The following is a 25,351-nucleotide window of genomic DNA, read 5'->3' as shown; positions in this document are numbered from 1 at the left end:
CTCGAGCGACGACGGTCCGGCACTGCTATCGAGGCGGTCGGAAACCGGGCCATCGCGAGCGGAGCCACGGAGCGCTCGCTCGTTCCCGCCCCTCGATCCGGTCGCCGCGATAGGAGTGGTATGCATGGAAGGATTCGAACGCGGGTAAATAAAAGATCGTCGTGAAACGGGTTCGCACGGCGTCGGATCGTCATCGGCGGGCCCGTCGCCTACCCGTGCCGGGATGCGAGAACGGACCATGGCAGACGAGACGGTCGATAACGGCCTCGCCGCTCGCGACCACTGTTCGAGTACCTCGAGGAGGGCGGCGACGAGCCCTCGAGCGACGAGTGAGCCGGAGACGACGCCGCTCGCGGCCGGCTCAGGGTTCCGTTCAGCGATCGACGCTGCCCAGCACGATGTCGAGGCTGCCCAGCGACGCGATCAGGTCCGCGACGTACTCGCCCTCGGCCATCTCGGGCAGCGCCGAGAGGTTGTGGAAACAGGGGCTGCGGATCTTGAATCGGGCCGGCGAGTTCGAGCCGTCCGCGCGGATGTAGACGCCGAGTTCGCCCTTCGCGATCTCGACGGCGCGGTAGGTCTCGGTCCCCGCGTCCGGCTTGAGCGTCCGGGGGACGTTGCTCTGGACCGTCCGCTCGTCCTCGGGCCAGTCCTCGAGTAAGTCGAGACACTGCTCGATGATCTTCGCGGACTCCTCGACCTCGCGGAGGCGGACGAGCACGCGCGCGTGGTTGTCGCAACTGTCCTCGGTGACGACGTCCCACTCGAGGTTCTCGTAGTAGCCGTAGGGGTCGTCCCGCCGGACGTCGTAATCGATGCCGGAGCCGCGGGCGACGGGTCCGGTAACGCCGTAGCTCTTGGCGACCTCGGGCTCGAGAACACCGGTACCCATCGTTCGTCGCTGAAAGATCTCGTTGCCGGTCAGCAGGTCGTGGTACTCGTCGACCTTTGCGGGGAGCTCGTCGAGGAAGTCCCGGCACTTCTCGATGAACTCCTCGCGAGGCTCGGGCAGGTCCCAGCAGACGCCGCCGAGCCGGAAGTAGTAGAACATCATCCGCTGGCCGGTCAGGTCCTCCAGGATGTCCTGGACGACCTCCCGATCGCGCATGCCGTACTGGAAGATGGCGGTGAAGTCGCCGTAGACGTCCAGCGCGAACGTCGAGACCGCGAGGAAGTGACCGAGCATGCGGCCGAACTCGGTCGACATCGTTCGCAGGATCTGGGCGTACTCGGGAACCTCGATGTCGGCGATGTCCTCGATCGCACGGGCGACCGCCCACTCGTTGGGCAGGTTCGCCGTATAGTCCCAGCGGTCCGCGTAGGGGATGATCTGGTGACGATAGGTCCCCGATTGGCACATCTGCTCCTCGCAGCGGTGCAGATAGCCGATGTCCGGTTCGACGTCGGCCACCGTCTCACCGTCGAGCACCGTCTCGAGGTGGAGGACGCCGTGGGTCGCCGGATGGTGGGGGCCGATATTGAGAAACATCGTCTCCGACTCCTCCCCGCGGTGGTCCTCCGCGAGCGGGTTCGCGTGTTCGGTGTAGCTGACGACCTGCGGTTTGTCCTGATCGTAGTCCAGCGCGAGCGGATGGCCCTGCCACGATTCGGGGAGGAGAATACGCGTGAGATTCGGGTGGCCCGCGTACTCGATCCCGACGAGGTCGAAGGCCTCCCGCTCGTGCCAGTCCGCGGTTCGGAAGACGGGTTCGGCGGACTCGCAAACGGGTGCCCCCGTCGGCAGCGGCACGATTAGCGTCACCTCGTGGGTCCGCTGCTCGTACTTCGTCATGTGGATGATCGACTCGTAGCGGTCCTCGTACTGCTGGGGCGTGATACACGAGAGGTGGTCGAACCCCGCCTCGTCGCGCAGCAGGCGCACCACCGCCTGTACGTCGTCCGGTCGGATCACGAACGCGGGCGCGTTCTCGTGATCGTCCCGTCCGATCGCGTACTCGGAGAGCAGGGTCTCGAGTCGGCCCTCGTCGACCCCCTCCTCGCGCTGATGATCGTACTCCGGGTCGATGCGTTCGCGCTCGGGTTCCGATGTCTCACTCATTGCAGGTCCCTCGAGACGCCGACCGATGGCGCGTCTCGGTAGCCTACAGGTGACGCGGAAATGAGGGTTTTCCCGCGTTCGCGTGACTCTCCGTGGCGAGTGAACGACGACGCGGTTGGAGCCGATTCCGGAGTCGGCCGTCCGCCCGAGCGGAATCGCTTATATGGCTCCTCGCACGTAGCGTGAGTATGTCTCGAGGGATCGGCTGGTTCGACGCGTTTCGTGAGGTCGCCCCCGAGTGGGCCGTCGTCGTGCTCGGACTGGTGACCCAGCTCGGCGATGTGTGGTTTCTCGGCGTGCTCGTCGGGGCGCTCTACTGGCTGGAGACCGACAACCGGGAGCAGATCGCCGCCGTCTTCGGGTTGCTGCTGGCCGGCCTCTCGCTCATCACGGCGTTGAAACACGTCTTCGCGCTGCCGCGACCGGAGCGCGTGCTCGTGGAGGTCGGGGCGCTCCCGGAGACGATCCACCCGCTGTACGAGGCCACTGCGACGGCGACCGGCTACGGGTTTCCCAGCGGCCACGCCCTGCTGACGACGATCGTCTACCTGAGCCTGGCCGAGTACGGCGCAGTCGGCACGCGCCGGCGGCGATACCTCGGCGCCGCGGGGATCGTGACCGCGGTCTGTTTCTCTCGAGTCGGCCTCGGCGTCCACTACCTCGTCGACGTCGTCGCCGGCGTCGGCGTCGGGCTGGTCTTTCTCCTCCTCGCGTGGGGGTTCCTGGACCGGTATCCCTCCCGTCGGGGCACGCTCGGATTCGGACTGGCCGTCGCCCTCGCCGCCGTCGCGCTCGTGACGAGTGCCGTCGACCCCGACGCCGTCCTCCTGTTCGGCGCGTCGGTCGGCGCGTTCGCCGGTTGGCAGTTCGCCGTCCTCGCTCGAGGGCTGGACGAGGGCCGCGGCCCGATTCGACGCAGCCGCGCGCTCACTGCGAGAGCCGTCGCCGTCGTCGCCGGAATCGCGTCGCTCGTCGCCCTCTCGGGCTACTACTGGCCCGTCCTGTTGCTCGCTGGAAGCGGCGTCCTCGGGCTCGTCGTCGCCGCGTTCGTCACCGTCCCCGTGCTCTACCGTTCCGAGCGCGGGAGCGGTATCTGAGAGCGGCCCCGCTCGCAGCCGTTCCGAGCCGAGCCGTCACCGGCCGCGGGCGGCACTCGAGAACGGCCTGGGGAGCCGCGCCGGAGAGACGATCGCGGCGACGGAACGGGGCGTTCACCGATCGTCCGCCGCCGAATCGTCGTCCGCCGCGGCGTCTTCCTCGTCCGTCTCCGATTCGGACTCGTCCTCGTCCGGCGGCTCGACCTTCATCTCGGAGGCGTCCTCCGCGGGACTCGCCTCCGGTTCCGTGTCCGCGGTCTGGGTCGGCTGGGCCTGCGTCGGGTCCGGCCCCGTCGCCTCGCTGGTCTCGTCTGCCATCGCCGAGTTAGAGACGTCGACCGCCACGTCGTCAGTGTCGGTCTCGCGTCTGGGTTCCGCTTCCTCGTCTCCGAGATCCGGTCTGGACTGATCTTTGTCGCCGTCCGGCTCGTCGGTGAACTCGATCTGCGAGCCGGACTCGTCCGCGTCATCGATCCCCCGGTCGTCCGAAATCTCGCCGTCGGAGTCGATCTCGGATTCGCGGCCGGAATCGACGCGCTCGGCGGCGGCACTGGCCTGGTCGGACGTGTCCTTCCCCTCGGTGCCGCCCTCGACCTCCGGAACGCCGCTCTCCGTCCCGGACTCGCCGCTCTCGCGGCGCTTTTGAAGCCCGAATCCGACCAGCCCGCTGCCGGCGATTCCGAGCGGGATCGCCCGCTGCCGGTCGTCGACCAGCGAGCGGATCGCGGCCGCTACCAGGAGTCCGCCGCCGACCAGCGGCAGGGTCCCGCTCGCGGCCGCATCCGACGCCGCCGAAGCGAGTCGGCCGGCCGGTTCGTCTAGCTCCTCGAGATCCTCGAGATCCTCGAGGTCAGTGAAGTCGTCCATCGAGACGTCCGTCGTCGCGTCGTCATCGTGATGTGCAGTCATCGGAAGATCTCCGAGCGACGGTGCCGGTGGCCGTCCGTCGACGGCGGTCGCGAGCCGTGCTCACGCATCGGTCGGGCCACCAGCGTCCGCTCGTGGATCCTACGCCGTCCGGCCGGATGAAAGGGAGACCGGCAGATGACTACCCGATTCCATCGGGGCCGGGCCACCGTAGCTCTGGGTTCGATATCGGATATTACCGTACTCGGACGTATCCGACCGGAAATCAGCCAGTAATCGATATCGTCGCCCTGCATACTCCAGGCGGGTGACCTTCCCTGCCTGCCGTGGAAGTAGCGTATCCATGTCGGACTCGAACGGACGTGACGACGAGTCACATTGTACTGTGCGGAACGTCGTTCTCGTGGTTCTCGATACGGCTCGGGCGAAGAGCGTCGGGATGCAGTCGTTTCCGGTCGATCGAAACGCACCGACGGCCGACCCCGTCGGAATCCAATCGGCTCCGGGAGATCGACCCGGCTCGAGCGGCGATTCCGTCGGAGCCCACCCGACGCCGACCCTGACGCGCCTCGCCGAAGAGGGCGTCGCCTTCGAGAACGCGTTCGCGACCGCGCCCTGGACGCTCCCCTCTCACGCGTCGTTTTTCACCGGCACCTATCCCTCCGAACACGGCACGCACGGCGGCCACACCTATCTCGATGACGATCTCCGGACTGTGCCCGAGGCCTTCGCCGACGCGGGGTTCGAGACGATCGGCGTCTCGAACAACACCTGGATCACCGAGGAGTTCGGCTTCGACCGCGGCTTCGAGGACCTCCGCAAGGGGTGGCAGTACATCCAGTCCGACGCCGACATGGGCGCGGTCGTCCGCGGCGAAGACCTCCGGGAGAAACTCACCGCAACCCGGAACCGGATTTTGGACGGAAACCCGTTCGTCAATGCCGCCAACATCCTCTACAGCGAACTGCTACAGCCGACCGGCGACGACGGCTCCGATCGGTCGACGGACTGGATCGCCGACTGGCTCGCGGACCGGGACGACGACCGGCCATTCTTCCTGTTCTGTAACTTCATCGAGCCCCACGTCCGGTACGATCCGCCGAGAGAGTACGCCGAACGGTTCCTCCCGGAGGGAGCCAGCTACGAGGAGGCGACCGCGATCAGGCAGGACCCCCGCGCCTACGACTGTGACGACTACGAGATCTCCGATCACGAGTTCGCCCTGCTCCGGGGGCTCTACCGCGCCGAACTCGCCTACGTCGACCAGCAGGTCGGTCAGCTCCGAGACGCCCTCGAGGACGCAGGCGAGTGGGAGGACACCCTGTTCGTCGTCTGTGGCGACCACGGCGAGCACATCGGCGAACACGGCTTTTTCGGCCACCAGTACAACCTCTACGACACGCTGCTCAACGTCCCGCTGGTCTGTCACGGCGGTCCCTTCACCGGCGGCGAGCGACGCCACGACCTCGTACAACTGCTCGACCTTCCCGCCACGCTGCTCGAGACGGCCGGGATCGACGACCCCGAGCTACGCCAGCAGTGGTCGAGCCGCTCGCTCCATCCCCAGTCGACCGCCGACCCCCGCGACGCCGTCTTCGCCGAGTACGTCGCGCCCCAGCCCTCGATCGAACGGCTCGAGGCCCGGTTCGGCGAGATTCCGGATCGGGTCCGCGAATTCGACCGCCGGCTGCGGGCGGTCCGCACGACCGAGCACAAGTACGTTCGCGGCGACGACGGCTTCGAGCGGCTCCACCGCGTCCGGACTGATCCGCTCGAGCACACCGATATCAGCGACGAGAACCCCGAGCGGGTCCGGGCGTTACGGCGGCGACTCGAGAAGCGCTTCGACCCGCTCGCCGAGGCGGGCGCGTCGGGCGAGGTCGAAATGCGCGAGGGGACGAAAGAGCGGTTGGCGGATCTCGGCTATCTCTGAGGAGTTTTGCGGGAGTGCGACGGAGATGCCGGCTCGGTCACTGGCCGTGATCGTATCGGTCGGACTGTCCTCACCACTCGGACGTACCGACCGGCTCTCGTTTTACCACTCGGACGTACTGACCGGTTCCCGCTCGCCGGCGAGTTGTCGGTACGCGCCGACGAGAACGGCGGCACCGAACAGGGAGAGAACGCCGGACGTGATCGTGGTCGCCAGATCGCCGACGACGGGAGCGAACACGCCGACGATGCCGAAGACGAAGCCAGTCAGACCGCCGACGACGCCGATGATCACGCCGAGGACGAGCAGTTGAATCCGATTCCCGGACGCGAGTTCCCAACTCCGCTCGAGTGACTCGATGATGCCGGCGTCCTCGATAGCGACGACGATGGTGGCGAATACCAGGCTGACCGCAAGGAAGATCCCGGGGATGAGGAAGAAGACGGATCCGATCAGTACCGCGACGAAGGTGACGATCGAGACGACGATCAGCACGCCGACCGTTCGGACGAGTCGGCGAGTATGGTCGGCCGACGGAACGTCGTCGATGTCCGAATACAACGCCCGTATCGTCACGACGCCGAGCACGATGCCGACGAGCACGAGGAGGGCGGTCAGTCCGCCGCTGACGGCGATCGGAAGGTCGACGGCGAGCGGATACGTCCGTGCGACCTCCTCCGCGGAGACGAATTCGGTCAAGAGACTCGAGAAGAGCGATTGAACGCTCACCTGCGTCACGAGTTGGAATAGGACGTACACGGCGAGGAGGATCGCGCCGCCGCGCGTCGTGATTCGATCGAATCCGTAACTGAGTGCCTGTTCGATGCTAAGTTTAGCTGCCATAGTCGTTGATTTCTATCGGCCGTGTATATCACTATTGCTTCAATATATGGATTCTGAAATCAGTGCGGGACTATCGGACGAATCTTCGGTCGATCGCGACGGCTCCCAAGAGACGGGTGGTCGTTCGAGACCGTCCCCGATCGGAGACGAGTCGGTACCGGATCGACCGGCCGTCGGGATGCGATGTGCAGGCATATCAAACGGACATCTGTCCACCCCGGAAGGCTTCCGTCCGTCGTCGGAACGTCGTCTCATGTCCTCCAGTTCGTCGTCCGACGCGGCGTCGTTTCCCTTTCCGACGCAGTTCGTCTACGAGGGGGCGGCCGACCGGTTCCGAGCCGCCGTCGACGTCGCCCCCGCGGGTATCGATGACGTGACGATCGAAGCCGGCTCGCGTCGCCTCCGAATCGCCGTCGATCGAGGCGATGACGTCGTCGAGCGGACCGTCACACCGCTCTCCTCGGATCTCGTCTTCGGCGAGGATCGCGAGGCGGTCTACAACAACGGCGTCCTCACGGTGTCGCTCGCCACCCGTCCTCGCAACGGGTAACCGGACCGATCGAACCGGCCGGACCGGCCGGCCCGTCGCGAGCGCCGTACGCGCCGCGGCCTCGAGCGGCCCCGGACCGGCCGGATCGATAGCGACCGCGACCCCGTCGGCCGGTATTCGCTTGCCCGAGGTTGATCCTGTGCGACGGCAAAGCACGGCTACCGCGATGAGCGACGACTATTACACGAAAGACGACTTCGCGGACGCCCTCGAGATCGACGAAGCCCGCTTCGATCGGGAGCCGGACGAAGAGACGATCGAGGACACCGTCTCGAACGTCGAAGACCGGGGGATCGAGGTCTACGTCTTCGACGACGGCGCGGCCGCGCGCGAACACCTCCGCGAGCAGCTCCCCGACGGGGCCGAGGTGATGGACGGCCACTCGACGACGCTCGAGGAGATCGGCTTCACCGACGACCTCGCGGCCGAAGACGGGTTCGATTACCTCGGAAACAGGGTTCAGGAGATCGACGACGACGAGGAGCGGTTTCGAGCGCGACGCGAGGCGGTCACCGCCGACGTCTTCGTCGACAGCGTCAACGCGATCGCCGAGAGCGGCGAACTCGTCGGGGCCAACGCGCTCGGCAACGCCGTCGGCGCGTGGGCGTTCGGTGCGGCGTCACTCGTGCTGGTCGGCAGCACGAACAAGATCGTCGACGATTGGGAAACCGCCGTCGAGCGGGTCCGCGAGTACGCCTATCCGCTCGAGGACGCCCGCGCCGAGGAGGTGTACGGACAGGGGAGCGTCGTCGGGAAACTCGTCTCCCTCGAGCACGAACGGGTCGACGACCGCACCCAGCTCGTGCTGATCGACGAGCGACACGGGTTCTGACGCACCTACTCCCGCTCGTCCGGACCGGACGTGCCTGCAGTACGTTTTTGCTCGCCAGTCCGGTAGCACTCGACTAGCCACGCCAATGGCGACTCAGGAGACGCGTTCTCGCGACGGCTTCGTCTCGTTCTTTCGCAGCTATACGAAGACGTGGATCCACGCGGTCGCGACGGCCGGTCTGACCGCGTTCGGGACGCTATCGGTCTTCCACCGCGGGTTCATCGCCCTCGCGCTGGCCTCCTATGTCGTGCCGCCGATCGCGCTGTATCTGTGGCGGCCGTCGGTGGGCCGAGACGACGGCGACGCGGCTACTGAGGAAGGCGGTACGGCCGCCGAGAGGGAGCGCGATACGGCCGTCGAGGATGAAGACGACGCAGCGGCGGCCGATCGAGAGCGCGCCGTCGCGACCGGCGAACGGAGTACCGGTGCGACGGACGCGCCGCTCGAGCGGGCCGAGACCGAGGATCGGGCCGAGACTGACGCCGCTCCGGCGGGCAGTGACGTCTCCCGGAGCGACCGGGGCCGCGATACCGAACCCGGTGCCCGTACCGAGAGCCCGGCAGACGAGGCGGACGAGATCGACGAAGCGGGCGAGGACGAGCGCGGCCGCGACTGGCGGCTCGTCGACGTCCCCACCGAGGCGACGCTCCGGGACGTCTGCGTGACCGCGGCCGGCGCGGTCTACGCGGTGGGCGAGAACGGGCTGGTTCTCGCGGGAGCGCCCGCCAACGGGGCCGAACCCGACGCGTGGTCGATCGTTCTCGAGGACGGGCCGGCCGCCGAGGGCGACGAACTCGCCGGCGTCGACGCGACCGACGGCGGCGACGCGGTCTGGGTCGCGGGCGACAGCGGTTCGGTGGGACGAATCGAGGCCGAGACGGGGCTCCACACGGATTACACGGCCCCTGCGGACATCACCGACAACTGGCTCGGGGTCGCCGTCGGCGGGGAGAGCGGCGACGAGACGGTCCTGTTGATCAACGGCTCCGGGGCCGTCCTCCGCGGTCGCTACCGGGACGGCGCGGTCTCGTGGGACGAGCCGACCAAACCCGGAAGCGGCTCGAGTCTGAGCGCGATCGCGCTCGCGCTCGCGGATCCGTCGGTCGGCTACTGCTGTGATACGAACGATAGCGTCTTCGAGACGACCGATGGCGGGGAGTCGTTCGATCGGGTCGGCCTCGAGGGTGCCGGCGGCACGCTCGAGAACCTCGCGACGCTGGGGCGGGGCGACTGCCTGGTGAGCGCGGACGACGGCGTCGTCCACCGCTACGGCGGATCGACGTGGACGCCCGAACGGGTCGGCGAGGAGGCGATCTGCGGGATCGCCCGCCGCGAGGGCGAGACGATCGCCTGCGATGCGGACGGCGTAATCTACGAGCGCACGCCCGCCGCCGAGTGGAATCAGGTCGACGTTCGCGCGCCGGACTCGCTCATCGCCGTCTCGACGACCGCCGACGGCGACCGGACGGTCGCGGTCGGTGAGGAGGGAACCGTCGTCGAACGGCGGTGAGCGCTCTCGACATCGATCGAGACGCTTCTGACCCGCTTCAGGCGAGGTCTCGGAGCCCCTCTCGCTTCAGGCTCGAGGCGATCTGATTCTTCTGGATCTCGTCGGTTCCGGCCGCGATCCGCCGGGCGCGGGCCAGTCGATAGAGGTACTCGAGCGGGTGTCCCCGCTGGTAGCCGTTCGCACCGTGGACCTGGAGGGCCTCGCTGACGACGCGCTCGACCATCTCGCTCGAGTGGAGCTTGTCCATCGACGCGTCGCGACGGTCCGGGACGCGACCCCGCTCGTGAGCCCGCATCGCCGCGCGGTGGGTGAGCGCTCGCGACGCCTCGAGGGACGTCGCGGCGTCGGCGAGTTTCCACTCGATCCCCTGGAAGTCCCCGATCGGCTGGTCGAACTGCTCGCGCTGTGCGGCGTAGTCGAGGGCCTTCTCGAGCGCGCAGCTGGCGATGACGTTCGCGAGCGTCGCACTGCCCAGACGCTCCCAGTTTAGCGCCCGGAGCTGGTTCTCGAACCCGTCCGAGCCGCGCGTGACGACGTTCTCCTCGGGGACCGTCACGTCCTCCATGACGAAATGTGTCTGGTGGTGACCCGCCATGTTCTCGTAGTGCTGTTGGATCTCGACGCCGTCCCAGTCGAACTCGACGACGACCGAGCCGAGTCCTCGGGGAATTTCGTCCAGACGAGCACCGCACTCGAGTGCTCGACGTGGCTCACCCACGTCTTCTCGCCGTTCAGTACGAGTTCGGAGCCGTCTTCCTCGATGTGCGTCCCCATCGCGCCGACGTCAGAGCCGGCCTCCGGCTCCGAGATGCCGATCGCGACGTTGTCCTCGCCGGCGAGCACCGGAGGGAGATACCGCTCTTTGGCCGCGTCGGTCCCGAACAGTTCGATCGCGCGCGGTGCGACGAGTTGCTGGTTGTAGAGGAGTTCGGCGGTATCCGGACAGACGCGGCCCACGGCCTCCATGACGAGGATCGCGTCGAGTTCGGTCATCCCGCCGCCGCCGTACTTCTCGGGGAAGTTGACGCCGAGGAACCCCTGTTCGGCGAGGCGTCGGACGTTTTCCCACGGCGCCTCGCCGTTCCAGTCGAACGCTCGGTCGGCGAACTCCCGGTCCGCGATGTCGGCCACTGACGAGACGAGTAGTTCTCGTTCGGAACTGAGCGAGATCATGGCGGCAGTAGTATGGTAGGGAATATCAATACAACGGGCGTTGACGGAGCGACGGACGGTCGGCCTCAGCGACCGGTTCGCCGACCTGTCGGACGGCGTATTCAAGGCCAACCGGCTTTCCGTTCCGGGGCGGATATCTACCCGTCACGACCGCACAGCGGGGTCTCTCTCCGTCGCCCCGCCGACGGGCGTGAACGACCTCGATCATGAGTATACACACACGAACGGCGACGCGATACACCGTCCGCGCGTTCGAGTCCGACGATCGAGAGGCGTTCCTGTCGCTGTACGAAACGGTTTTCGGACACGACAGAAGCCCGGCGTGGTTCCGCTGGAAGTTCCGCGAGAACCCGTTCGTCGATCACGTTCCGATCCTGGTGGCGACGGCCGACGGCGAGCCCGTCGGCTTCCGGTCATTTTTCGCCCAAGAGATGCGCATCGGCGGGACCGTCCGGACCGCGTTCCAGCCCTGCGATACGATGGTCCATCCGGACCACCGCCAACGTGGGCTCTTCGACCGGCTGAACGAACGCGCCGTCGAGCGCTACGCCGACGGCGCGCCGTCGTTCTTCTTCAACTTCCCCAACGAGAACTCGAAGCCCGGCAACCTCGCGCACGGCTGGCGCGAGATCGGAACGGTGCCGGCCTATTACCGGCCCCAGAATCCCGTCACCGCGCTCGAGAAGCGGACCGATGACCGGCCGGCGGACGGCGAAACCGACCCGCGGTCCGCCGACGAGGGCACGGCCGCCGCAGTCGCGCACACGCTCGAGGACGCCATCGCGACCTCCCAGCGGGCCGGCGACAGGCTGCTCGTCGGTTCGGACTCGGACCTCGAGCTCGAGCGCTACGAAACGCCGCCGGCGGAGGTGCTCGAAGCGGTCTACCGGCGGTCGATCCCCGACGCGATTCACACCCACCGGAGCGCGGCGTTCTACCGGTGGCGGTTCGAGAATCCCGTCCACACGTATCGGGCCTCTGTCGCCCGGCGGGACGGCGATCCGGTCGCCGCGCTCGTCGTCTCAACCGTCGGCGATCACGCGCGGATCGTCGACGCGCTCCCGCGGGCGCTCGACGCGGAATCGGCAGCGCTCGAGCGCCTGCTCGCGACGGCCCTCGAGGCGTCCGCGGACCGGAGCTACGTCGAGGCGTTCGGCGAGACGGTTCCCTCGCCGCTGCGGTTCCGGTTCTATCCGGACACGCGGCTGCCGCTGTCGGCGCTGATTCGGCCGACGTCCCGGACCCTCCTCGCCCGCGACCTCGAGGACGGACTCGCGCTCGAGTCGAGTTCGATCGATTCGTGGACGTTCTCGCGGCTCGATCTGGACACGACGTGACGCCGTCGCAGCCGTCGGATCCGTCGACTCGCGCCGACGGCACGGGCGACTCGGCGAGCGGTTCGATCGGTCACTGTTATGGCCGTCGAACCCGCAGCTACCACTGTGAGCGATCGACGCGCGGAGGGCGGCCGGGACGACCGCTGTCGGCTGTGCGGGACGCCGCTCCCGGAGCCTGACGGCGAGTCGGCGTCAGACGGGTTCTGTTCGGCCGGCTGTCGGGACGTGGCTGCCGAGTACGGGACGGGCGACAGCGGCGGCTCCGCCGCGGAGAGCGATGGCCCTCCCGGGAGCGACGAGCCCCGCCCCGCGGACCGGCCGGCCGATCCGCGGCCGACCGCGACCGCGGACGGCGACGAACGACCGGACGGGACCGTCCGCACGTTCTTCCGGGTCGACGGCATGCACTCCGCGACCTGCGAGGCGTTCCTCGAGTCCGTCGCCGAGGGCCGCGACGGCGTTCGTGAGGCCGAAGCGAGTTACGTCACGGAGACGATTCGGGTCGATCACGATCCCGCTCGGATATCGACCGACACGCTCGAGGACGCGCTGAGCACGCTCGGCTACACGGCCTATCTCCGGGACGACGCGACCGCCGAGGACGAGACCGGCGGGACCCAGCGCTCGCGCGAGATGTCCGGCCTCCGGAAGCGCCGGTCGGACGACATGCTCGAGATGCGATACGTCGTCGGCGTCGTCTTCGGGTCGTTCCTCCTGTTGCCGTTCGTGGCCGTCCTCTATCCGATGTTTCTGACGTCGTTTACCGACTGGGGCGCGATCGAGCACTTCGAAGGGGCCTTTACCGGCTTCAGCGGGCCGCTGTATCTACCCCTGTTCCTCTTCCTGACGGGCGCGATCATCTACCTGACCGGCGGCCCGCTCCTGCGAGGCGCGTACGTCAGTCTGAAGCTCCGGCGGCCGACCACTGACCTGCTCGCGACCCTCACGATACTCAGCGCGTACGTCTTCAGTATCCTCGTCTCCGGGCTCGGCCGCAACGACCTCTACTTCGACCTGACGATCGTCGTGGCCTCGGTCGTGATGGGCGCGACCTACTACGAGGCGACGGTCAAGCGCCGCGCGACGGACCGGCTGACCGACCTCACCGTCTCGCAGGTCGACACCGCCCGGCTCTACGCCGGAGACGGCTCGACGACGGAGCTCCCCGTGGCCGACCTCGAGTCGGGCGACCGCGTGCTCGTCCGGGAGGGCGAGCGCATCCCCGTCGACGGGACGCTGTCCGAGGGCGAGTGTACGGTCGACGAGGCCGTCGTGACGGGGGAGTCGCTCCCGGTCGCGAAGGCGGCGGGGGACGACGTGGTCGGCGGCTCGGTCGTCACCACCGACGCGGCGGTGGTCGACGTCGGCGAGCGGACGACCAGCAGCATCGAGCGGCTCACGCGGGTCGTCTGGAACGTCCAGAGCGCGGACCACGGCGTCACGCGTCGGGCCGACGAGTTCGCCGCGACCCTCGTCCCGATCGTCCTCGCCGCCGCGGTCGTCGTCGGCGCGGGCTCCCTCCTCGCCGGCGCGAGCGGGCTGACCGCCTCGCTGGCCGCCCTCATGACGCTCATGGTCGCCAGCCCGTGGGCGCTCGGCTTCGCGACGCCGTACTCCGTCGCCGCGAGCCTGGGGGAAGCGCTCGAGCGCGGCATCGTGGTCTTCGACGAGACGGTCTTCGAGCGCCTCCGCGCGGTCGACGTCGTCGTCTTCGACAAGACCGGGACGCTGACGACCGGCGAGATGACCGTCCGCGAGGCCGACGCACCCGAGGACCTGCTCGCGGCCGCCGCCGCCCTCGAGCAGCGGGCGGCCCATCCGGCCGCGGCGGCGATCGCCGACGCGTTCGGAAGCGATGGAGACGCGCTCGACGACGACGCCGACGGGACGGCTCGAGCGGACGGCGGCTCGACCGCGTCCGGCGAACGGGACGTCCGGGAGTTCCACACCCACGCGACCGGCGTCGAGGGAACCGTCGACGACCGGACGGTGCTGGTCGGCCACCCCGACCTCTTCCGGGACCGCGGGTGGGCGCTCGAGCCCGACCTCGAGGAGACGATCGATCGGGCGCGAGAGGCTGGTCGGCTCCCGGTCGTCGTCGGCCGCGACGGGACCGCCGAGGGCGTCGTGATCGTCGGCGACGAGCCCCGCGAGGCGTGGGACGAGACGATCGCGGCCCTGGACGAGGACGGGGTCGACGTCGTGGTCCTGACCGGCGACGACGGGACGGCGGCCGACGTCTTCGACCGGCATCCGGGCGTCGATCACGTCTTCGCCGGCGTCTCGCCGGACGGAAAGACGGCGGCGGTCGAACGGATGAAGGCCGACGACCGCGTGGCGATGGTCGGCGACGGGACGAACGACGCGCCCGCGCTCGCCGCGGCCGATCTGGGCATCTCGCTGGGTAGCGGGACGGCACTCGCCGCCGACGCGGCCGACGTCGCGATCGTCGACGACGACCTCGCCGCGGTCGAACGGGCGTTCGCCCTGGCACGGGCCGCGCGCGGTCGAATCCGGCAGAACATCGGACTCGCATTCGTTTACAACGCGATCGCCGTCCCCGCGGCCGCCCTCGGGATCGTGAACCCGCTAGTGACGACCGTCGCCGTCGTCGCGGGGACCCTCCTCATCGTCGGGAACGCGGAGCGGTCCCTCGTCGACGACTGACCGACGGATCGCGTCCGCACACTCTCATCCGCACTCTTTCATCGGCACTCTCTCATCCGTCTTCGAGCGCGCCCCAGGAGACGGTCCGTCCGATTTCGATCGAAAGGACCGGGCGCTCGCCGAGAGCGTGAGTCGCGTACTGGTCGTACTTCGACTCCAGCGCGCGCACCGCGTCGTCGTGGCCCGACGCGTCGGGCTCGAGGACCCGCGCCCGTCCGCGGACCTGAACCCACGCGAGGCGCGACCAGTCCTCGCGGTAGCGGTCGACCAGCAGCGTCACTCGCGGGTTCGCCCGAATATTCCGCACGCGCTGGAGGTCGGCGGTCGATTTCGGCTTCTCGTCGATCGCCGAGACGAGTCTGATCCCGACGCTTCCGTCGTCGGGGCCGCCGCTCCGTCCCTCGGTCGCATCGATAGCGTCGTCTGTCGGAGTCGGCCGATCCGACTGCGCCGCCGGCTCGAGGAGCGCGAAACAGATCGGAACCGCGTGGGGCCGCCCCTCGGCGTCGACCGTCGCTAACGCGCCGACGCGGGCTCGCTCGAGGAAGGCCTGCTCTTCGGGCGTCATGGGGTGACGGACGCCGCGCGGACGGAAAGCGGTGCGGCCGGGGCGGCGCCGGCTCCGGGGAGACGTACCGCTACGGCAAACTACTCGGACCGGCGTCACCCATCCACGGGCAGATGACCGATCGGATGAGCCGCCGCCGCGCGTACGCCGCCGTCGTCGTCGGGACGCTGGGATACACCTGCTTGATGTTTATCTGGTTCTCGCTGCCGGCATATCTCTCGACGATCATCGACGAACTCGGGCTCTCGGGCACCCAGGCCGGCGTGGTCGCGGGGGCGGTCCCGCTGACCTACATCCCGATCGCGCTCTTCACCGGGATGGTCGTCGACCGCGTCGGTCCGGGGCGGAGCCTCGCGGCCGGCGTGGTGATCTACGGCGTCGCCCAGATCGCTCGCAGCTTCGCGGTTGGCTTCCCCTCCCTGCTCGCGGCGACGCTGCTGATTGGCGTTGGCGCGACGGCGATCACGTTCGGGCTGCCCAAACTCGTCTCGGTGCTGTTCCCGCCCGACGAGACCGGCTTTCCGTCCTCGATCTACCTCGTCGGCGCGTCGGCGGGGACGGCGAGCGCCTTCGCCGTCGGCCGGCCGGTTCTGGGCCCGCTGCTCGGCGGCTGGCGCGCCCTCTTCTTCTGGAGCGGGATCGTCGCGATCGCGTACGGCTTGCTGTGGTTCGTCGTCGCTCGGCGATTGGGGATCGACGCCCGCAACCGCGCGGCCAACGACGCCGACGAGGCGGATTCGTCGCTCTCGCTCGCGGCGATCCGACGGGACCTCACGCTCGTCCTCACCCACCGCGAGCTGCAGCTCGTGGTCGTCGTCGGGACGATGTACCTGCTGATCGCCCATGGCATGCAGGGGTGGCTCCCGACGCTGCTCGAGGCTCGGGGCTACTCGCCGGACCGGGCCGGACGGACGACGAGTCTCCTCGTCGCCGCCAACGTCGTCGGCGTGCTGACGGTCCCCGCGGTCGCCGATCGGTTCGGCGTCCGCCGCACCGCTCTGGCGGTCTGTGGGCTCGTGGCGGGACTCGGCATCACCGGCGTCCTCTCGAGCGGGCTCGGTCTCCTGCTCCTCGGGAGCGTCGTCGTCACCGGGTTCGGCTTCGGCGGGCTCTCGCCGCTCATCCGGGCGATCCCGCCGGAACTCGAGGGGATCGGCGCGCGCCTGACCGGCACCGCCGTCGGCTTCATCTTCGCCGTCGGCGAGATCGGGGGGTTCCTCGGCCCGGTGCTGGTCGGGACGCTCTACGACTATACCGGCTCGTACGCGCCGGGATTAGGACTCCTCGCCTCGGCCGGGCTCGTCGTCGCGGTCGCCGGCAGCGTGTTGCGATATCGGTACGGCGACTCCTGACGGGCGCGGCGAACGGACCGGTGTTCCTCGAACAGGTGTGGCGGTCGAGCGGGTGTGTCCGTGCACGCGTCAGTTCTTTGCCCGTTCGCGGAGTTACGGGCGCGTATGTGGCAGGGGGAGGGCTACTGGCTCGTCCGCGTCGTCTTCCAGCGGGGACTCGCGCTGCTGTACCTGCTCGCCTTTCTCGTCGCAGCCAATCAGTTCCGGCCGCTGGCCGGCGAGGACGGTCTGTTGCCCCTCGAGCGGTACGTCGAGGGCGTCTCGTTCCGGGAGCGACCGAGCCTCTTCTATCTCGTCCCGACGGATCGGGCGATCGGGGTCGCGGCCTGGAGCGGCGTCGCGCTGTCGGCGCTGGCGCTGGTGGGGGTGCCGTACTGGCTGCCGGCGGGCGTCGCGACGCCGGTCTCGATGCTCCTGTGGGCGACGCTGTGGGCGCTGTACCTCTCCTTCGTGAACGCCGGCCAGACGTTCTACGGCTACGGCTGGGAGTCGATGCTCTGCGAGACCGGGTTCCTCGCGATCTTTCTCGGGGCGGGCTCGGTCGCACCGCCGTTCGTGGTTGTCCTACTCCTTCAGTGGGTGCTCTTTCGCAACATGTTCGGTGCCGGGCTGATCAAGCTCCGCGGCGACGACTGCTGGCGGGACCTGACCTGCATGGACTACCACTACGAGACCCAGCCGATCCCGAATCCGGTGAGCTGGTTCGCCCATCACCTTCCGGACCGGTTCCATCGGGTGGAGACCGTTGCAAATCACGTCATCGAGCTACTGATACCGTTTTGCTACTTCGCTCCCCAGCCGCTGTCGGCGCTGGCCGGACTGGCGACGATCGGCTTTCAGGGCTGGCTACTGGTCACCGGGAACTTCGCCTGGCTGAACGCGCTGACGATCGTGCTCGCGATTCCGACGTTCAGCGACGGGACGCTGGCGGCCGCGCTCCCGATTTCCGCGCCCGCGACCGCGCCGACGCCGCTCTATCTCGAGGCGCTGGCGCTCCTCCTGGCCGCGCTCGTGATCGTTCTGAGCGTTCAGCCGGTGCGAAACATGCTCTCCGAACGGCAGCTCATGAACACCTCGTTCGATCCGCTGAACCTGGTCAACACCTACGGCGCGTTCGGGTCGATAACCCGGGATCGGTACGAGGTCGTCGTCGAGGGGACGACCGACGAGAAGATCACGCCGGAGACGGAGTGGCGGGCCTACCGATTCAAGGGGAAGCCGACCGATCTCGAGCGACGGCCGCCCCAGGTCGCGCCCTACCACCTCCGGCTCGATTGGCAGCTGTGGTTCGCCGCTATGTCGCCGAGCCCGCACCGGAGCCCGTGGTTCCTCCGATTCCTGGCGAAGCTCCTCGAGGCCGACGCGGACACGCTCGCCCTGCTCGCCGAGGATCCCTTCGACGGCGAACCGCCGGAACGCGTTCGCGCGGTTCGGTACCGCTATCGCTATACCACGCCCGAGGAACGGGCCGAGAGCGGCCGCTGGTGGGCTCGCGAGCGCGTCGGAACGTACGTGAGCCCGGTCTCGCTCGAGGAGTTACGGGTTCGCCGGCCGCGATCGCGGTGATCGGGTCCGATCGTTTGCGGTGAGCGGTTCCGATCGTTTGCGGTGAGCGGTTCCGATCGTTTGCGGTGAGCGGTTCCGATCGTTTGCGGTGTTCGTGTGGTCGCTGGCTCGGTCAGCCGTCGTCGGATTTCTGGCGCGCCGGCGGCGTCTTCGAGAGGTACTTCCCCCACCGATCGCGGTTGTCGGCGACCCACCGGTAGGTTCGCTCGCGGAACTGCTCGTAGTCCTCGAACTGGCGGAGGAACTCGACCGCCTCCCCCGCGGGCTCGGCCACGTCCGTGCGGACGAACGCCTCCTCGATCGAGGCCCCACAGGAGTAGACGCCGTCGTCGGTCACCAGGTGCGAGCAGTCCTCGTATTCGTCGGGAAGCCGCTCGCGCAGGTCGTCGGTGAGGTCGCTGAAGCCGACGATGCGGAGGTCCGTCCGCTCGTCGAAGTACTCCGCCCACCACGTACAGAAGCCGCAGTCGTCATCGTAGACGAGTGTCGCGTCGGTCATATCCGTGTCAACGGGCTCGAGACACAAACGCTTGGCTCGGAAGCTGGTGGTGATGGGAAGCGGTGGGTCATCTCTGGGACGCACCTCGAGCGGCGGGATACTTGGGCCGGGACAGCGAAGGCGGTTCCCATGGAGCGGTTCGTGCAGCTGATCGTCGCCGGCGGCCTCGTCCTCGTCGCCGCGTGCTGGCTCGTCGCGATCGTCGAGTACGGGTCAGCGCCGTGGATCGGTGGTGTCGTCCTCGCCCTGCTCGGGACGGGAGCCGTCCTCGCCGGCATCGCGAGCGAACTCGAGTCGGGCGCGTTCGCCGTCGGCGAGGAGTGAGCCGGTTCGGCGACCCGTCGCCAGAACATTATTGAGACCGGTGGCCAATGCTGAGCCATGAGTAGCGCGGCCCGGTCGCTCTCGGAACCGCAGGTGCTGGCCCACGCGAAGCGGCGGCTCTTTCCCGACGACGAGTCGACCGCGTACGCGGTGGCCGACACCCAGTTCTCCGTGGACGAGTGGCTGCCCGGCCGTCCCGTCGACGCGGCCGTCCGGGACCGTCTGGCACCGTTCAACCACGTTCGGATCGGCGGCGGGTATCCCGACCTCGTCGGGGTCCGCGACCTCGAGTCGGAGCTCCTCGCCGTCGAGCGCCTCGGTGACGAGCCGCCGCTGATCGCCATCGAGGCGAAGGGGGAGACCAGCGGCGGCGTCGATACCCAACGCGGCATCCTGCAGGCCTACGATCGGCTCCACGAGGCGAACGCGGCCTATCTCGCCGCGCCCGTAGCCGCGGTCTCCGAGACCGACCGGACGCTCGCGCGAGAACTGAACGTCGGCGTTCTCGGCGTCGATGCCGCCGGGAGCGTGGACGCGCTCGAGGTACCCCGCGTCGTCGGCAATCGGACGACGACCGAGGCGACCGCGCTCCGGTTTCAGGCCGGTGCACAGGGGGTCGCCGACGCGTCGTTCGGCCTGAACCATCCCAAGAACTACCTCGGCTATCCGCTGGCGCACTACGCGGTCGGAGAGACGGAGGCGTTACTGTCGGAGTACAAGGTCGTAAGCGCCGTCGATAGCGCCCGACAGGGCGCTGCATTTCTGGGATTGATCGAAGACGGCGTCGGTGCCGAGGGCGTCGCCCTGACCTCGCTCGGCGAGGAAGTCGTCCGGTTCGCGACGGCGCGCTACGGAACCGTCGAGGCGGCCCTCGAGGAGTTCGAGAACTGGTACCGATCGGGGAAACGGTTCGTCGATCTCGCGCCGGCGTGGGGGCAGCTTGCTCGTCGCGTACTGTTCGACTACGAGGCGACGGAGCTGCTCGTCCGGGAGCTCCAGCACATGCACGAGGACGGGATCACGGAGCCGTCGCTCGTGGACGTCGTGGAGTATCTACACGAGTTGCATCCGTCGTTCACTGTCGAACTGTTCATCCGCGGGACCGACGGCGTTCGGAGTCGCGTGCTGACCGAAGACGGCGAGCTTCGGCACGCGGCGCTCGAGGACGGCTCTGTCTACCACTCGCCGACGGTGTTCCAACTGAAGGCGATGCTGTACCACGCCGGTATTCTCACCGACCGCGGGGCAGAGCCGAGTCGGCTCGAGCCGCTCGCGGACGTCTGGGCGCTTCGGGAGCCCGTTTGATTCGGTCGAGTTCGCCGTTCGAAAACCGAACTTGCCACTATCGAATCGTAGTAACGAGTCAGTCCGGTGCTTTCGCACCGGATGATGACCCAGATTGACCCATGACCCAATTCGGGGGTGGGGTATCCTAAACGTATCCACTACTCCATTCTGTGGGGAATATGTGCGAAATCACGTGTCACGACCTCCCGCCCGGGTAGGTCTGGAAGGGATTCCCGTTACATTTTTGCCGTTGGTTGAAGAACCAACACAGTAGCGGATGGCACCAGTTGCCGACGATCTCGACGGGTACAGTCGCTCGCACGTGTACGAGGATGGGACGCTCGTCCGGCTGTCGATTCGCCGCACGGACGACGACGCGTATCCGTCGGGGTGACGGTATACGCTCCACTATGGAAGACTCACGTCCGGGCCGGAGACCCTTGAGGACGGCACGCTCCGTCGGTACGACAACGCCCACGAGGATACGAAAGGTCACGAACGACACGTCGCGCCGGATCCGGAACCGCAACTGATCGACTTCCCTGGGATGGCGGTCCTGTACGAGCAGTTCTGGGACGAAATTCCGAAGAAACGGTTTGGACCATCCGAAAACAAGGGTGAGAGGTTATGACAGATACCAACGTACTTCTGGTCACGATCGGGGATGCAGAGTCGCTCTACGAAGCGGGGCGCGAAGCGATTCGAACGTTTCAGGGCGGTGATCCCGTCGACCAGCCGGCGATAGTAACGTTTGCGAACGAACAGCAGCTGAGCGACGTGCTCAACGAGCGCACGTACACACTCTTGCGCGTGATCCGCGCCGACGAACCCGACAGCATCCGCGAGACCGCACGCCTTGTCGGCCGCGACGTAAAAAACGTCTACGAGGAACTGACGACGCTCGAGGCGTTGGGGATCATCCGCTTCGACGAGGACGGCCAATCGAAGCGACCGGTCTTCCCCTACGACGACCTCATCATCAGTCCGTTCGCACACGACGACGGCGATGCGGCACCCGCGACACCGTAGCGAGGTTTGGTACGTGGCGAGTTCTGTTACTTCGATCTGTTTCGGGCTCTTGGGGATGTCACCGTACGAAAGCAAATGCAGCTAACCACCAGGGGGTTTGATACATCAGCTATCGCGTTTTCGAGTGAGACTGAGAGCAAGCAGGTGGGGATCAGTGTGGCCGTCACTCGTCGGTTGCTTCGAGATCGTCGGCGTCGAGCTCGCCCTCGAGATACGAACGGCCGCGATCAGAGAGTTGGTAGATCCCGCCGGTTTCATCGTAGTACTCGACGAGCCCGTGCTCACGAAGTGTCATCACGTGTTCCCGAACTGTTTGACGACTCCAATCGATATTCTCTGCGATGATTCGAGGGGACAAAACGAGTTCGTGCAACCCCCCGTCGTTGTGGAGCAACTCGAGGATATCTCTATCGACCGGCGTCATCCAGTCGGCTAACCTCGGTCGCATCTGCCACCACGACGTTCTCTCCCCGTTTGACTATTTTCATTGGACAGTTACTAGAAACAATATGATTTGACAAACAAACAGTACTGTCGTTAGTTTTAATTCGGCTGAAAACAATACTGTTTGTCACGGGAACTATATACGGGTCTATTCGATCGATCCGTGGCAAAATGCAGTCCAGTGTATGGGCACTGGACTGCGCCAGCTCCCGTATCAGTGCTACGGAAGCCATGTCCGACCACAATTCGCGGGACCTTGAAGGCCCCGACCGATCAGTGGCATCGATGTCGAACGCTCGAGTCCGTGCCGATGGCGGGACGCAACACGAGTCCGTCCGCGATTGTCTCACGGCGATCGACTACCTCACGCGCACCCTGCTCGCGGCCATCCGAGATGTGGATACGGACCCCGAGACAACCAATCACGAGACTCGTCGCGAGGCTGCGCGACGCGTCCGCGGGATCAGGGCGGAGGCCAGTCAGGTCGGCCTGTTGCTGGTCGGCCCCGAAGCGGTGGTCCCCTATCGTCCGGATGACGATCCCGACCGCGGTTCGTCGCCGACCGATCGCCCGCGATCGTTCACGACATCCTATCTCGGGCCGGATGCGGGGGCGCTCGAGCGCGAACTCGAGCGCCAGCGCGGGGATAGTGGGGGCGATTGTCCTGACGAATAAGCATAGTACCGCCGGCTAGTAGCTCTCTCCGGAGTTAGTACCCGTTCATCGGATCCGAGCGTGGCCCTCGGCAGAACTGTTATATGTGATATAACGCGTTATAGGTAGTATAACAAATGCGGGTCGAGATGCACCTTCCGCTTCCTGAGGAACAGATCTTCAGGTACGAGGCGATGGACGACATCCTCGAGATCACAGCCCAGAATCCGACCGACGAATTCTCGAATCGGGATCTCCAAGACCTCACCGGATTCGGCGGGCCGAGCGTTTCGAAGGCGCTGTCACTGCTCGAGCAGTTGGATCTCGTCGTCCGGCGTGATACCGGCAGCAAAACGCTGTATCGAATCGCCGAGCGACACCTCTCGGACGCCGACGATCCCCTCTTCGAGATTCCACAGGCGGAATTCCGAGCACCGCTTCGGTTGTTCGTCGACCGTCTCACTGAAACGGTTCCCTCGATCGCGGGGATCCTCTGTTTCGGCAGCGTGGCTCGCGGTGAGGCCGACCGTATGAGCGATATCGACGTCTTCGTACTCGTCGCCGATGACGATGAACTTGTATCCGTTCGACGGACCGTTTCGGATCTGAAACGCGAACTCGAGGCCGAATCGATCGATGGACACCGATACGAGTTCGACGTTTTCGTCGAGTCGGACGAGAGCGCTCGAAACCGAGGGTCGGACCTTCGGCCAATCTTTCAGGAAGGGGTCGAACTGTACGCCGACGAAACGCTCACACAGGTGAAACGCGCTGTGTTCGGTGGTGAAAGCGAGTGACGTCGAATGAACTTGAGGATGCACTCGGAGACGCCGAAGATGCGTTCCAGCGGACGCCCGAAATCCCGGAAACGGGACTCGAGTACGTCACCGAGTCTTCGGTTATCCAACTTCGGAAAGCGTGTCGTCTCCTTGATGCAGCGGGATTCCTGCTCGAGCGCAACGGCCACTTCACGGTCATCATCGAGTCGTCGTTCGTGGCTATCGAACGATCGATCCAGTTCTACGTCCAGGAGAAGGGGTACGACGTGGCTGCACAGCGACACACCGAAGTGTACGAGTTGGCCGTCCAGGCAGGCCTCTTTTCGGAAGACATCGCTGATCGTCTGGAGGCACTCTGGCTCGAGAATCGCTCAGAGTCATACTACCGAACTGGCATTGCAGGGGAATACCGGGCCGAAACAGTCTATCAGCTTGCTTCGAAATTACACGACGAAGTCGTCGAGCTGACACGGACACACGACTGCATCTGCGATTGAGACTCGCCGCTCCGACTCAGTGGCTCTTTCAAACGGCCTTTACGGCGACTCGAACCCGTGTCGTTCCCGGTGTGCAGCGAGGAATTTGGCGTGGGGATGTCGGTCCTCGTCCGCTGGCAACGTCAGCGAGTCCCCCTCGAGCGCCGCGAACTCCTCGTAGCCCTCGAGATCGGGCCGGTCGGCGACCAGAATCCGGTAGTCGTCGGCGACCGTGAGCCAGCCGGTATCGAACGCCCAGTGGTGGAGCCGACAGAGGGCGAGCCCGTTCCGGACGTTGTCGCGGCCGTTTTCTCGCTTCGGATAGATGTGGGCCGCCTCGATGTCGATCGTCCCGTTCGGCGATTCGCGCGATTTCCCACAGATCGCACACCGGCCGTCGTAGGCGGCCGTGACTTCCTTCGGGAACGCGCTCGAGCGAACCCGTCGCTGGACCGCGGTGAACTCCTCTTCGTCGTCGGTCAGGGCCGGTTCGTCGTCTTCGCCCCCCTCGACGCCTTCGGAGACCGACTCCGAGAGCGCCTCGAACTCGGCCGGCTCGAGCGCGAGCCGTTCCATCGTGAACTCGTAGACCATCCGCCCGTCCCGCGAGACGTACTCGGCGTCGACGACGTCGACCAGCCCTTCGTACCGGAGCTCGTCGCTGTCCGCCGGCTGGTAGAAGAAGTACACCGGGACGGTCGATCGGTCGGCCTGCTCGAGGAGCGCATTGTTTGCCCCAGTTAACTGCTGGTCGCCCTTCTCCGGGACCCCTTCTCCGATGTAAGTGAACCGCTCGCCGTCGATCTCGTCGCCGTAGGGGCCGTCCTCGCGAGCCTTCACGATGACGTACGCCAGCTCCCCGTCGTCCGTTCGCGGACTGATGCCCTTGATGTACGAGCCGAAACTGGTGTCGAACGCGTCCTCAAGGTCGGTCTGGGCGTAGAATGCGCCCCGCTCGAGGGTCGGATGGTCGGACGACCGTCGCCGCGCCAGTTCTCGGCCGCTGTCGGTCAGCGAGTTCACACCGTCGGATCGTACAACGTAGCCGAGACTCTGCAACCACCCCCTGTGTTGGGCGGGTCCGGAGGCGTCGTTCCAGTCGAACTCGGGATGAGCGGCTCCGATTGAGTCGCCCAGTTCGGCGTCGGTCTTCGGTCCGTCGAGCAGCGCCTCGAGTAGCGTATCGAACCCCCGGACGTTGCTCGAGAGCAGGTCGTAGAGGGTCCTCGGATCCGTCTCCGAGAGCCACGCCATCCCCTGCCGGGTGAGCCGAACGCGGTCCGAATCGAGTTCGAGCAGCCCGATCCCCTCGAGAAAGGCGAGCCGGTCGCGGATACTGTCGTCGCTCGTCGCTCGCGTGTTCGATTTGATCCACTCGAAAACCGCCGCTTCGGTCGGGTTTTCGGTGATGATGTACGTGCAGAGTCGCTCGAGAACGTCCGTATAGTTCCCAGCACCGCCGAAAAACCGAACCGCGATATTGCGTTTATCCCCTCCCATCAGTG

24 protein-coding genes and 1 pseudogene are annotated in these 25,351 nt (G+C 66.8%); 16 read left to right on the top strand and 9 right to left on the bottom strand.

Features of this window, described 5'->3' with window-relative positions:
* Positions 1 to 373 precede the first annotated feature (373 nt).
* Positions 374 to 2,059, bottom strand: a complete 1,686-nt coding sequence (locus LDH66_RS08515) for an NADH-quinone oxidoreductase subunit D (RefSeq protein WP_226480626.1) — start codon at positions 2,057 to 2,059, stop codon at positions 374 to 376.
* A 188-nt stretch (positions 2,060 to 2,247) separates the two neighbouring features.
* On the opposite strand from LDH66_RS08515, the gene LDH66_RS08510 reads away from it, so the two are divergent.
* Positions 2,248 to 3,156, top strand: a complete 909-nt coding sequence (locus LDH66_RS08510; RefSeq protein ID WP_226480625.1) for a phosphatase PAP2 family protein — start codon at positions 2,248 to 2,250, stop codon at positions 3,154 to 3,156.
* 114 nt (positions 3,157 to 3,270) lie between these two features.
* Here the strand turns inward: LDH66_RS08510 and LDH66_RS08505 are convergent, their stop codons facing one another.
* Complete coding sequence (locus LDH66_RS08505; RefSeq protein WP_226480624.1) at positions 3,271 to 4,065, bottom strand: prolipoprotein diacylglyceryl transferase; 795 nt, start codon at positions 4,063 to 4,065, stop codon at positions 3,271 to 3,273.
* A gap of 301 nt (positions 4,066 to 4,366) precedes the next feature.
* On the opposite strand from LDH66_RS08505, the gene LDH66_RS08500 reads away from it, so the two are divergent.
* Entirely contained in the window at positions 4,367 to 5,956 is a 1,590-nt protein-coding gene (locus LDH66_RS08500) for a sulfatase (RefSeq protein ID WP_226480623.1), read from the top strand.
* A 102-nt stretch (positions 5,957 to 6,058) separates the two neighbouring features.
* On the opposite strand, the gene LDH66_RS08495 is transcribed toward LDH66_RS08500, so the two are convergent.
* Positions 6,059 to 6,799 (bottom strand): DUF7847 domain-containing protein, encoded by a 741-nt coding sequence (locus LDH66_RS08495; protein ID WP_226480622.1) that lies wholly within the window; start codon positions 6,797 to 6,799, stop codon positions 6,059 to 6,061.
* Between the two features lie 253 nt (positions 6,800 to 7,052).
* Here LDH66_RS08495 and LDH66_RS08490 point away from each other — a divergent pair, with 253 nt between their 5' ends.
* The 3 genes from LDH66_RS08490 to LDH66_RS08480 all read left to right on the top strand — a co-directional run bounded on the left by LDH66_RS08490 (position 7,053) and on the right by LDH66_RS08480 (position 9,691).
* Positions 7,053 to 7,349, top strand: a complete 297-nt coding sequence (locus LDH66_RS08490; RefSeq protein ID WP_226480621.1) for an Hsp20/alpha crystallin family protein — start codon at positions 7,053 to 7,055, stop codon at positions 7,347 to 7,349.
* Between the two features lie 166 nt (positions 7,350 to 7,515).
* Entirely contained in the window at positions 7,516 to 8,181 is a 666-nt protein-coding gene (locus LDH66_RS08485) for a lactate utilization protein (RefSeq protein ID WP_226480620.1), read from the top strand.
* An 85-nt stretch (positions 8,182 to 8,266) separates the two neighbouring features.
* Positions 8,267 to 9,691 (top strand): WD40/YVTN/BNR-like repeat-containing protein, encoded by a 1,425-nt coding sequence (locus LDH66_RS08480; RefSeq protein ID WP_226480619.1) that lies wholly within the window; start codon positions 8,267 to 8,269, stop codon positions 9,689 to 9,691.
* A 37-nt stretch (positions 9,692 to 9,728) separates the two neighbouring features.
* Here LDH66_RS08480 and LDH66_RS08475 read toward each other — a convergent pair whose 3' ends face one another.
* On the bottom strand, positions 9,729 to 10,256 hold the full coding sequence (locus tag LDH66_RS08475; protein ID WP_226480618.1) for an acyl-CoA dehydrogenase family protein: 528 nt from the start codon (positions 10,254 to 10,256) through the stop codon (positions 9,729 to 9,731).
* On the bottom strand, positions 10,244 to 10,864 hold the full coding sequence (locus LDH66_RS08470; RefSeq protein WP_226480617.1) for an acyl-CoA dehydrogenase family protein: 621 nt from the start codon (positions 10,862 to 10,864) through the stop codon (positions 10,244 to 10,246). The genes LDH66_RS08475 and LDH66_RS08470 overlap by 13 nt, the downstream gene beginning before the upstream one ends.
* A 206-nt stretch (positions 10,865 to 11,070) precedes the next feature.
* Between LDH66_RS08470 and LDH66_RS08465 the strand changes: the two genes are divergently transcribed.
* Entirely contained in the window at positions 11,071 to 12,201 is a 1,131-nt protein-coding gene (locus LDH66_RS08465; RefSeq protein WP_226480616.1) for a GNAT family N-acetyltransferase, read from the top strand.
* A 105-nt stretch (positions 12,202 to 12,306) separates the two neighbouring features.
* Entirely contained in the window at positions 12,307 to 14,868 is a 2,562-nt protein-coding gene (locus tag LDH66_RS08460; protein ID WP_226480615.1) for a heavy metal translocating P-type ATPase, read from the top strand.
* A 52-nt stretch (positions 14,869 to 14,920) separates the two neighbouring features.
* On the opposite strand, the gene LDH66_RS08455 is transcribed toward LDH66_RS08460, so the two are convergent.
* The gene (locus LDH66_RS08455) at positions 14,921 to 15,436 is read right to left on the bottom strand and encodes a TIGR03668 family PPOX class F420-dependent oxidoreductase (RefSeq protein WP_226480614.1); all 516 of its coding nucleotides are present in this window, start codon (positions 15,434 to 15,436) and stop codon (positions 14,921 to 14,923) included.
* 113 nt (positions 15,437 to 15,549) lie between these two features.
* Between LDH66_RS08455 and LDH66_RS08450 the strand changes: the two genes are divergently transcribed.
* Positions 15,550 to 16,788, top strand: coding sequence for an MFS transporter (locus LDH66_RS08450; protein ID WP_226480613.1), 1,239 nt, complete (start codon positions 15,550 to 15,552; stop codon positions 16,786 to 16,788).
* Positions 16,789 to 16,893: 105 nt separating this feature from the next.
* Complete coding sequence (locus tag LDH66_RS08445) at positions 16,894 to 18,354, top strand: lipase maturation factor family protein (RefSeq protein WP_226480612.1); 1,461 nt, start codon at positions 16,894 to 16,896, stop codon at positions 18,352 to 18,354.
* Between the two features lie 112 nt (positions 18,355 to 18,466).
* Here the strand turns inward: LDH66_RS08445 and LDH66_RS08440 are convergent, their stop codons facing one another.
* Positions 18,467 to 18,853, bottom strand: a complete 387-nt coding sequence (locus LDH66_RS08440; protein ID WP_226480611.1) for a DCC1-like thiol-disulfide oxidoreductase family protein — start codon at positions 18,851 to 18,853, stop codon at positions 18,467 to 18,469.
* A 129-nt stretch (positions 18,854 to 18,982) separates the two neighbouring features.
* Between LDH66_RS08440 and LDH66_RS08435 the strand changes: the two genes are divergently transcribed.
* From LDH66_RS08435 to LDH66_RS08420, 4 genes and pseudogenes are all read left to right on the top strand, one after another.
* Positions 18,983 to 19,177: a hypothetical protein gene (locus LDH66_RS08435; protein WP_226480610.1), complete on the top strand. Its 195-nt coding sequence runs from the start codon at positions 18,983 to 18,985 to the stop codon at positions 19,175 to 19,177.
* Between the two features lie 57 nt (positions 19,178 to 19,234).
* Positions 19,235 to 20,482 carry a hypothetical protein gene (locus tag LDH66_RS08430; RefSeq protein ID WP_226480609.1) on the top strand — a complete coding sequence of 416 codons (1,248 nt, stop codon included), beginning with the start codon at positions 19,235 to 19,237 and terminating at the stop codon, positions 20,480 to 20,482.
* A gap of 259 nt (positions 20,483 to 20,741) precedes the next feature.
* Positions 20,742 to 21,095, top strand: a pseudogene (locus LDH66_RS23270) (toxin-antitoxin system TumE family protein).
* On the top strand, positions 21,092 to 21,493 hold the full coding sequence (locus LDH66_RS08420) for an HVO_A0114 family putative DNA-binding protein (protein ID WP_226480608.1): 402 nt from the start codon (positions 21,092 to 21,094) through the stop codon (positions 21,491 to 21,493). Before LDH66_RS23270 ends, LDH66_RS08420 begins: the two are co-directional and overlap by 4 nt.
* Positions 21,494 to 21,656: 163 nt before the next feature.
* Here LDH66_RS08420 and LDH66_RS08415 read toward each other — a convergent pair whose 3' ends face one another.
* Positions 21,657 to 21,917 carry a winged helix-turn-helix domain-containing protein gene (locus LDH66_RS08415; RefSeq protein ID WP_226480958.1) on the bottom strand — a complete coding sequence of 87 codons (261 nt, stop codon included), beginning with the start codon at positions 21,915 to 21,917 and terminating at the stop codon, positions 21,657 to 21,659.
* Positions 21,918 to 22,222: 305 nt separating this feature from the next.
* Here LDH66_RS08415 and LDH66_RS08410 point away from each other — a divergent pair, with 305 nt between their 5' ends.
* The 3 genes from LDH66_RS08410 (at position 22,223) to LDH66_RS08400 (ending at position 23,867) form a co-directional block, all read left to right on the top strand.
* Positions 22,223 to 22,612: a hypothetical protein gene (locus LDH66_RS08410; protein WP_319004346.1), complete on the top strand. Its 390-nt coding sequence runs from the start codon at positions 22,223 to 22,225 to the stop codon at positions 22,610 to 22,612.
* 128 nt (positions 22,613 to 22,740) lie between these two features.
* Positions 22,741 to 23,388 carry a nucleotidyltransferase domain-containing protein gene (locus tag LDH66_RS08405; RefSeq protein WP_226480606.1) on the top strand — a complete coding sequence of 216 codons (648 nt, stop codon included), beginning with the start codon at positions 22,741 to 22,743 and terminating at the stop codon, positions 23,386 to 23,388.
* A complete protein-coding gene (locus tag LDH66_RS08400; protein ID WP_226480605.1) occupies positions 23,385 to 23,867 on the top strand; it encodes a DUF8154 family protein in 483 nt (160 codons plus the stop codon). Before LDH66_RS08405 ends, LDH66_RS08400 begins: the two co-directional genes overlap by 4 nt.
* A 39-nt stretch (positions 23,868 to 23,906) precedes the next feature.
* Here the strand turns inward: LDH66_RS08400 and LDH66_RS08395 are convergent, their stop codons facing one another.
* Positions 23,907 to 25,346 (bottom strand): HNH endonuclease, encoded by a 1,440-nt coding sequence (locus LDH66_RS08395; RefSeq protein WP_226480604.1) that lies wholly within the window; start codon positions 25,344 to 25,346, stop codon positions 23,907 to 23,909.
* Positions 25,347 to 25,351: the final 5 nt, after the last annotated feature.

The organism is Natrinema amylolyticum (assembly GCF_020515625.1).
In the GTDB taxonomy this organism is placed as follows: domain Archaea; phylum Halobacteriota; class Halobacteria; order Halobacteriales; family Natrialbaceae; genus Natrinema; species Natrinema amylolyticum.
This window is presented reverse-complemented; position numbering and strand designations above follow the sequence as displayed.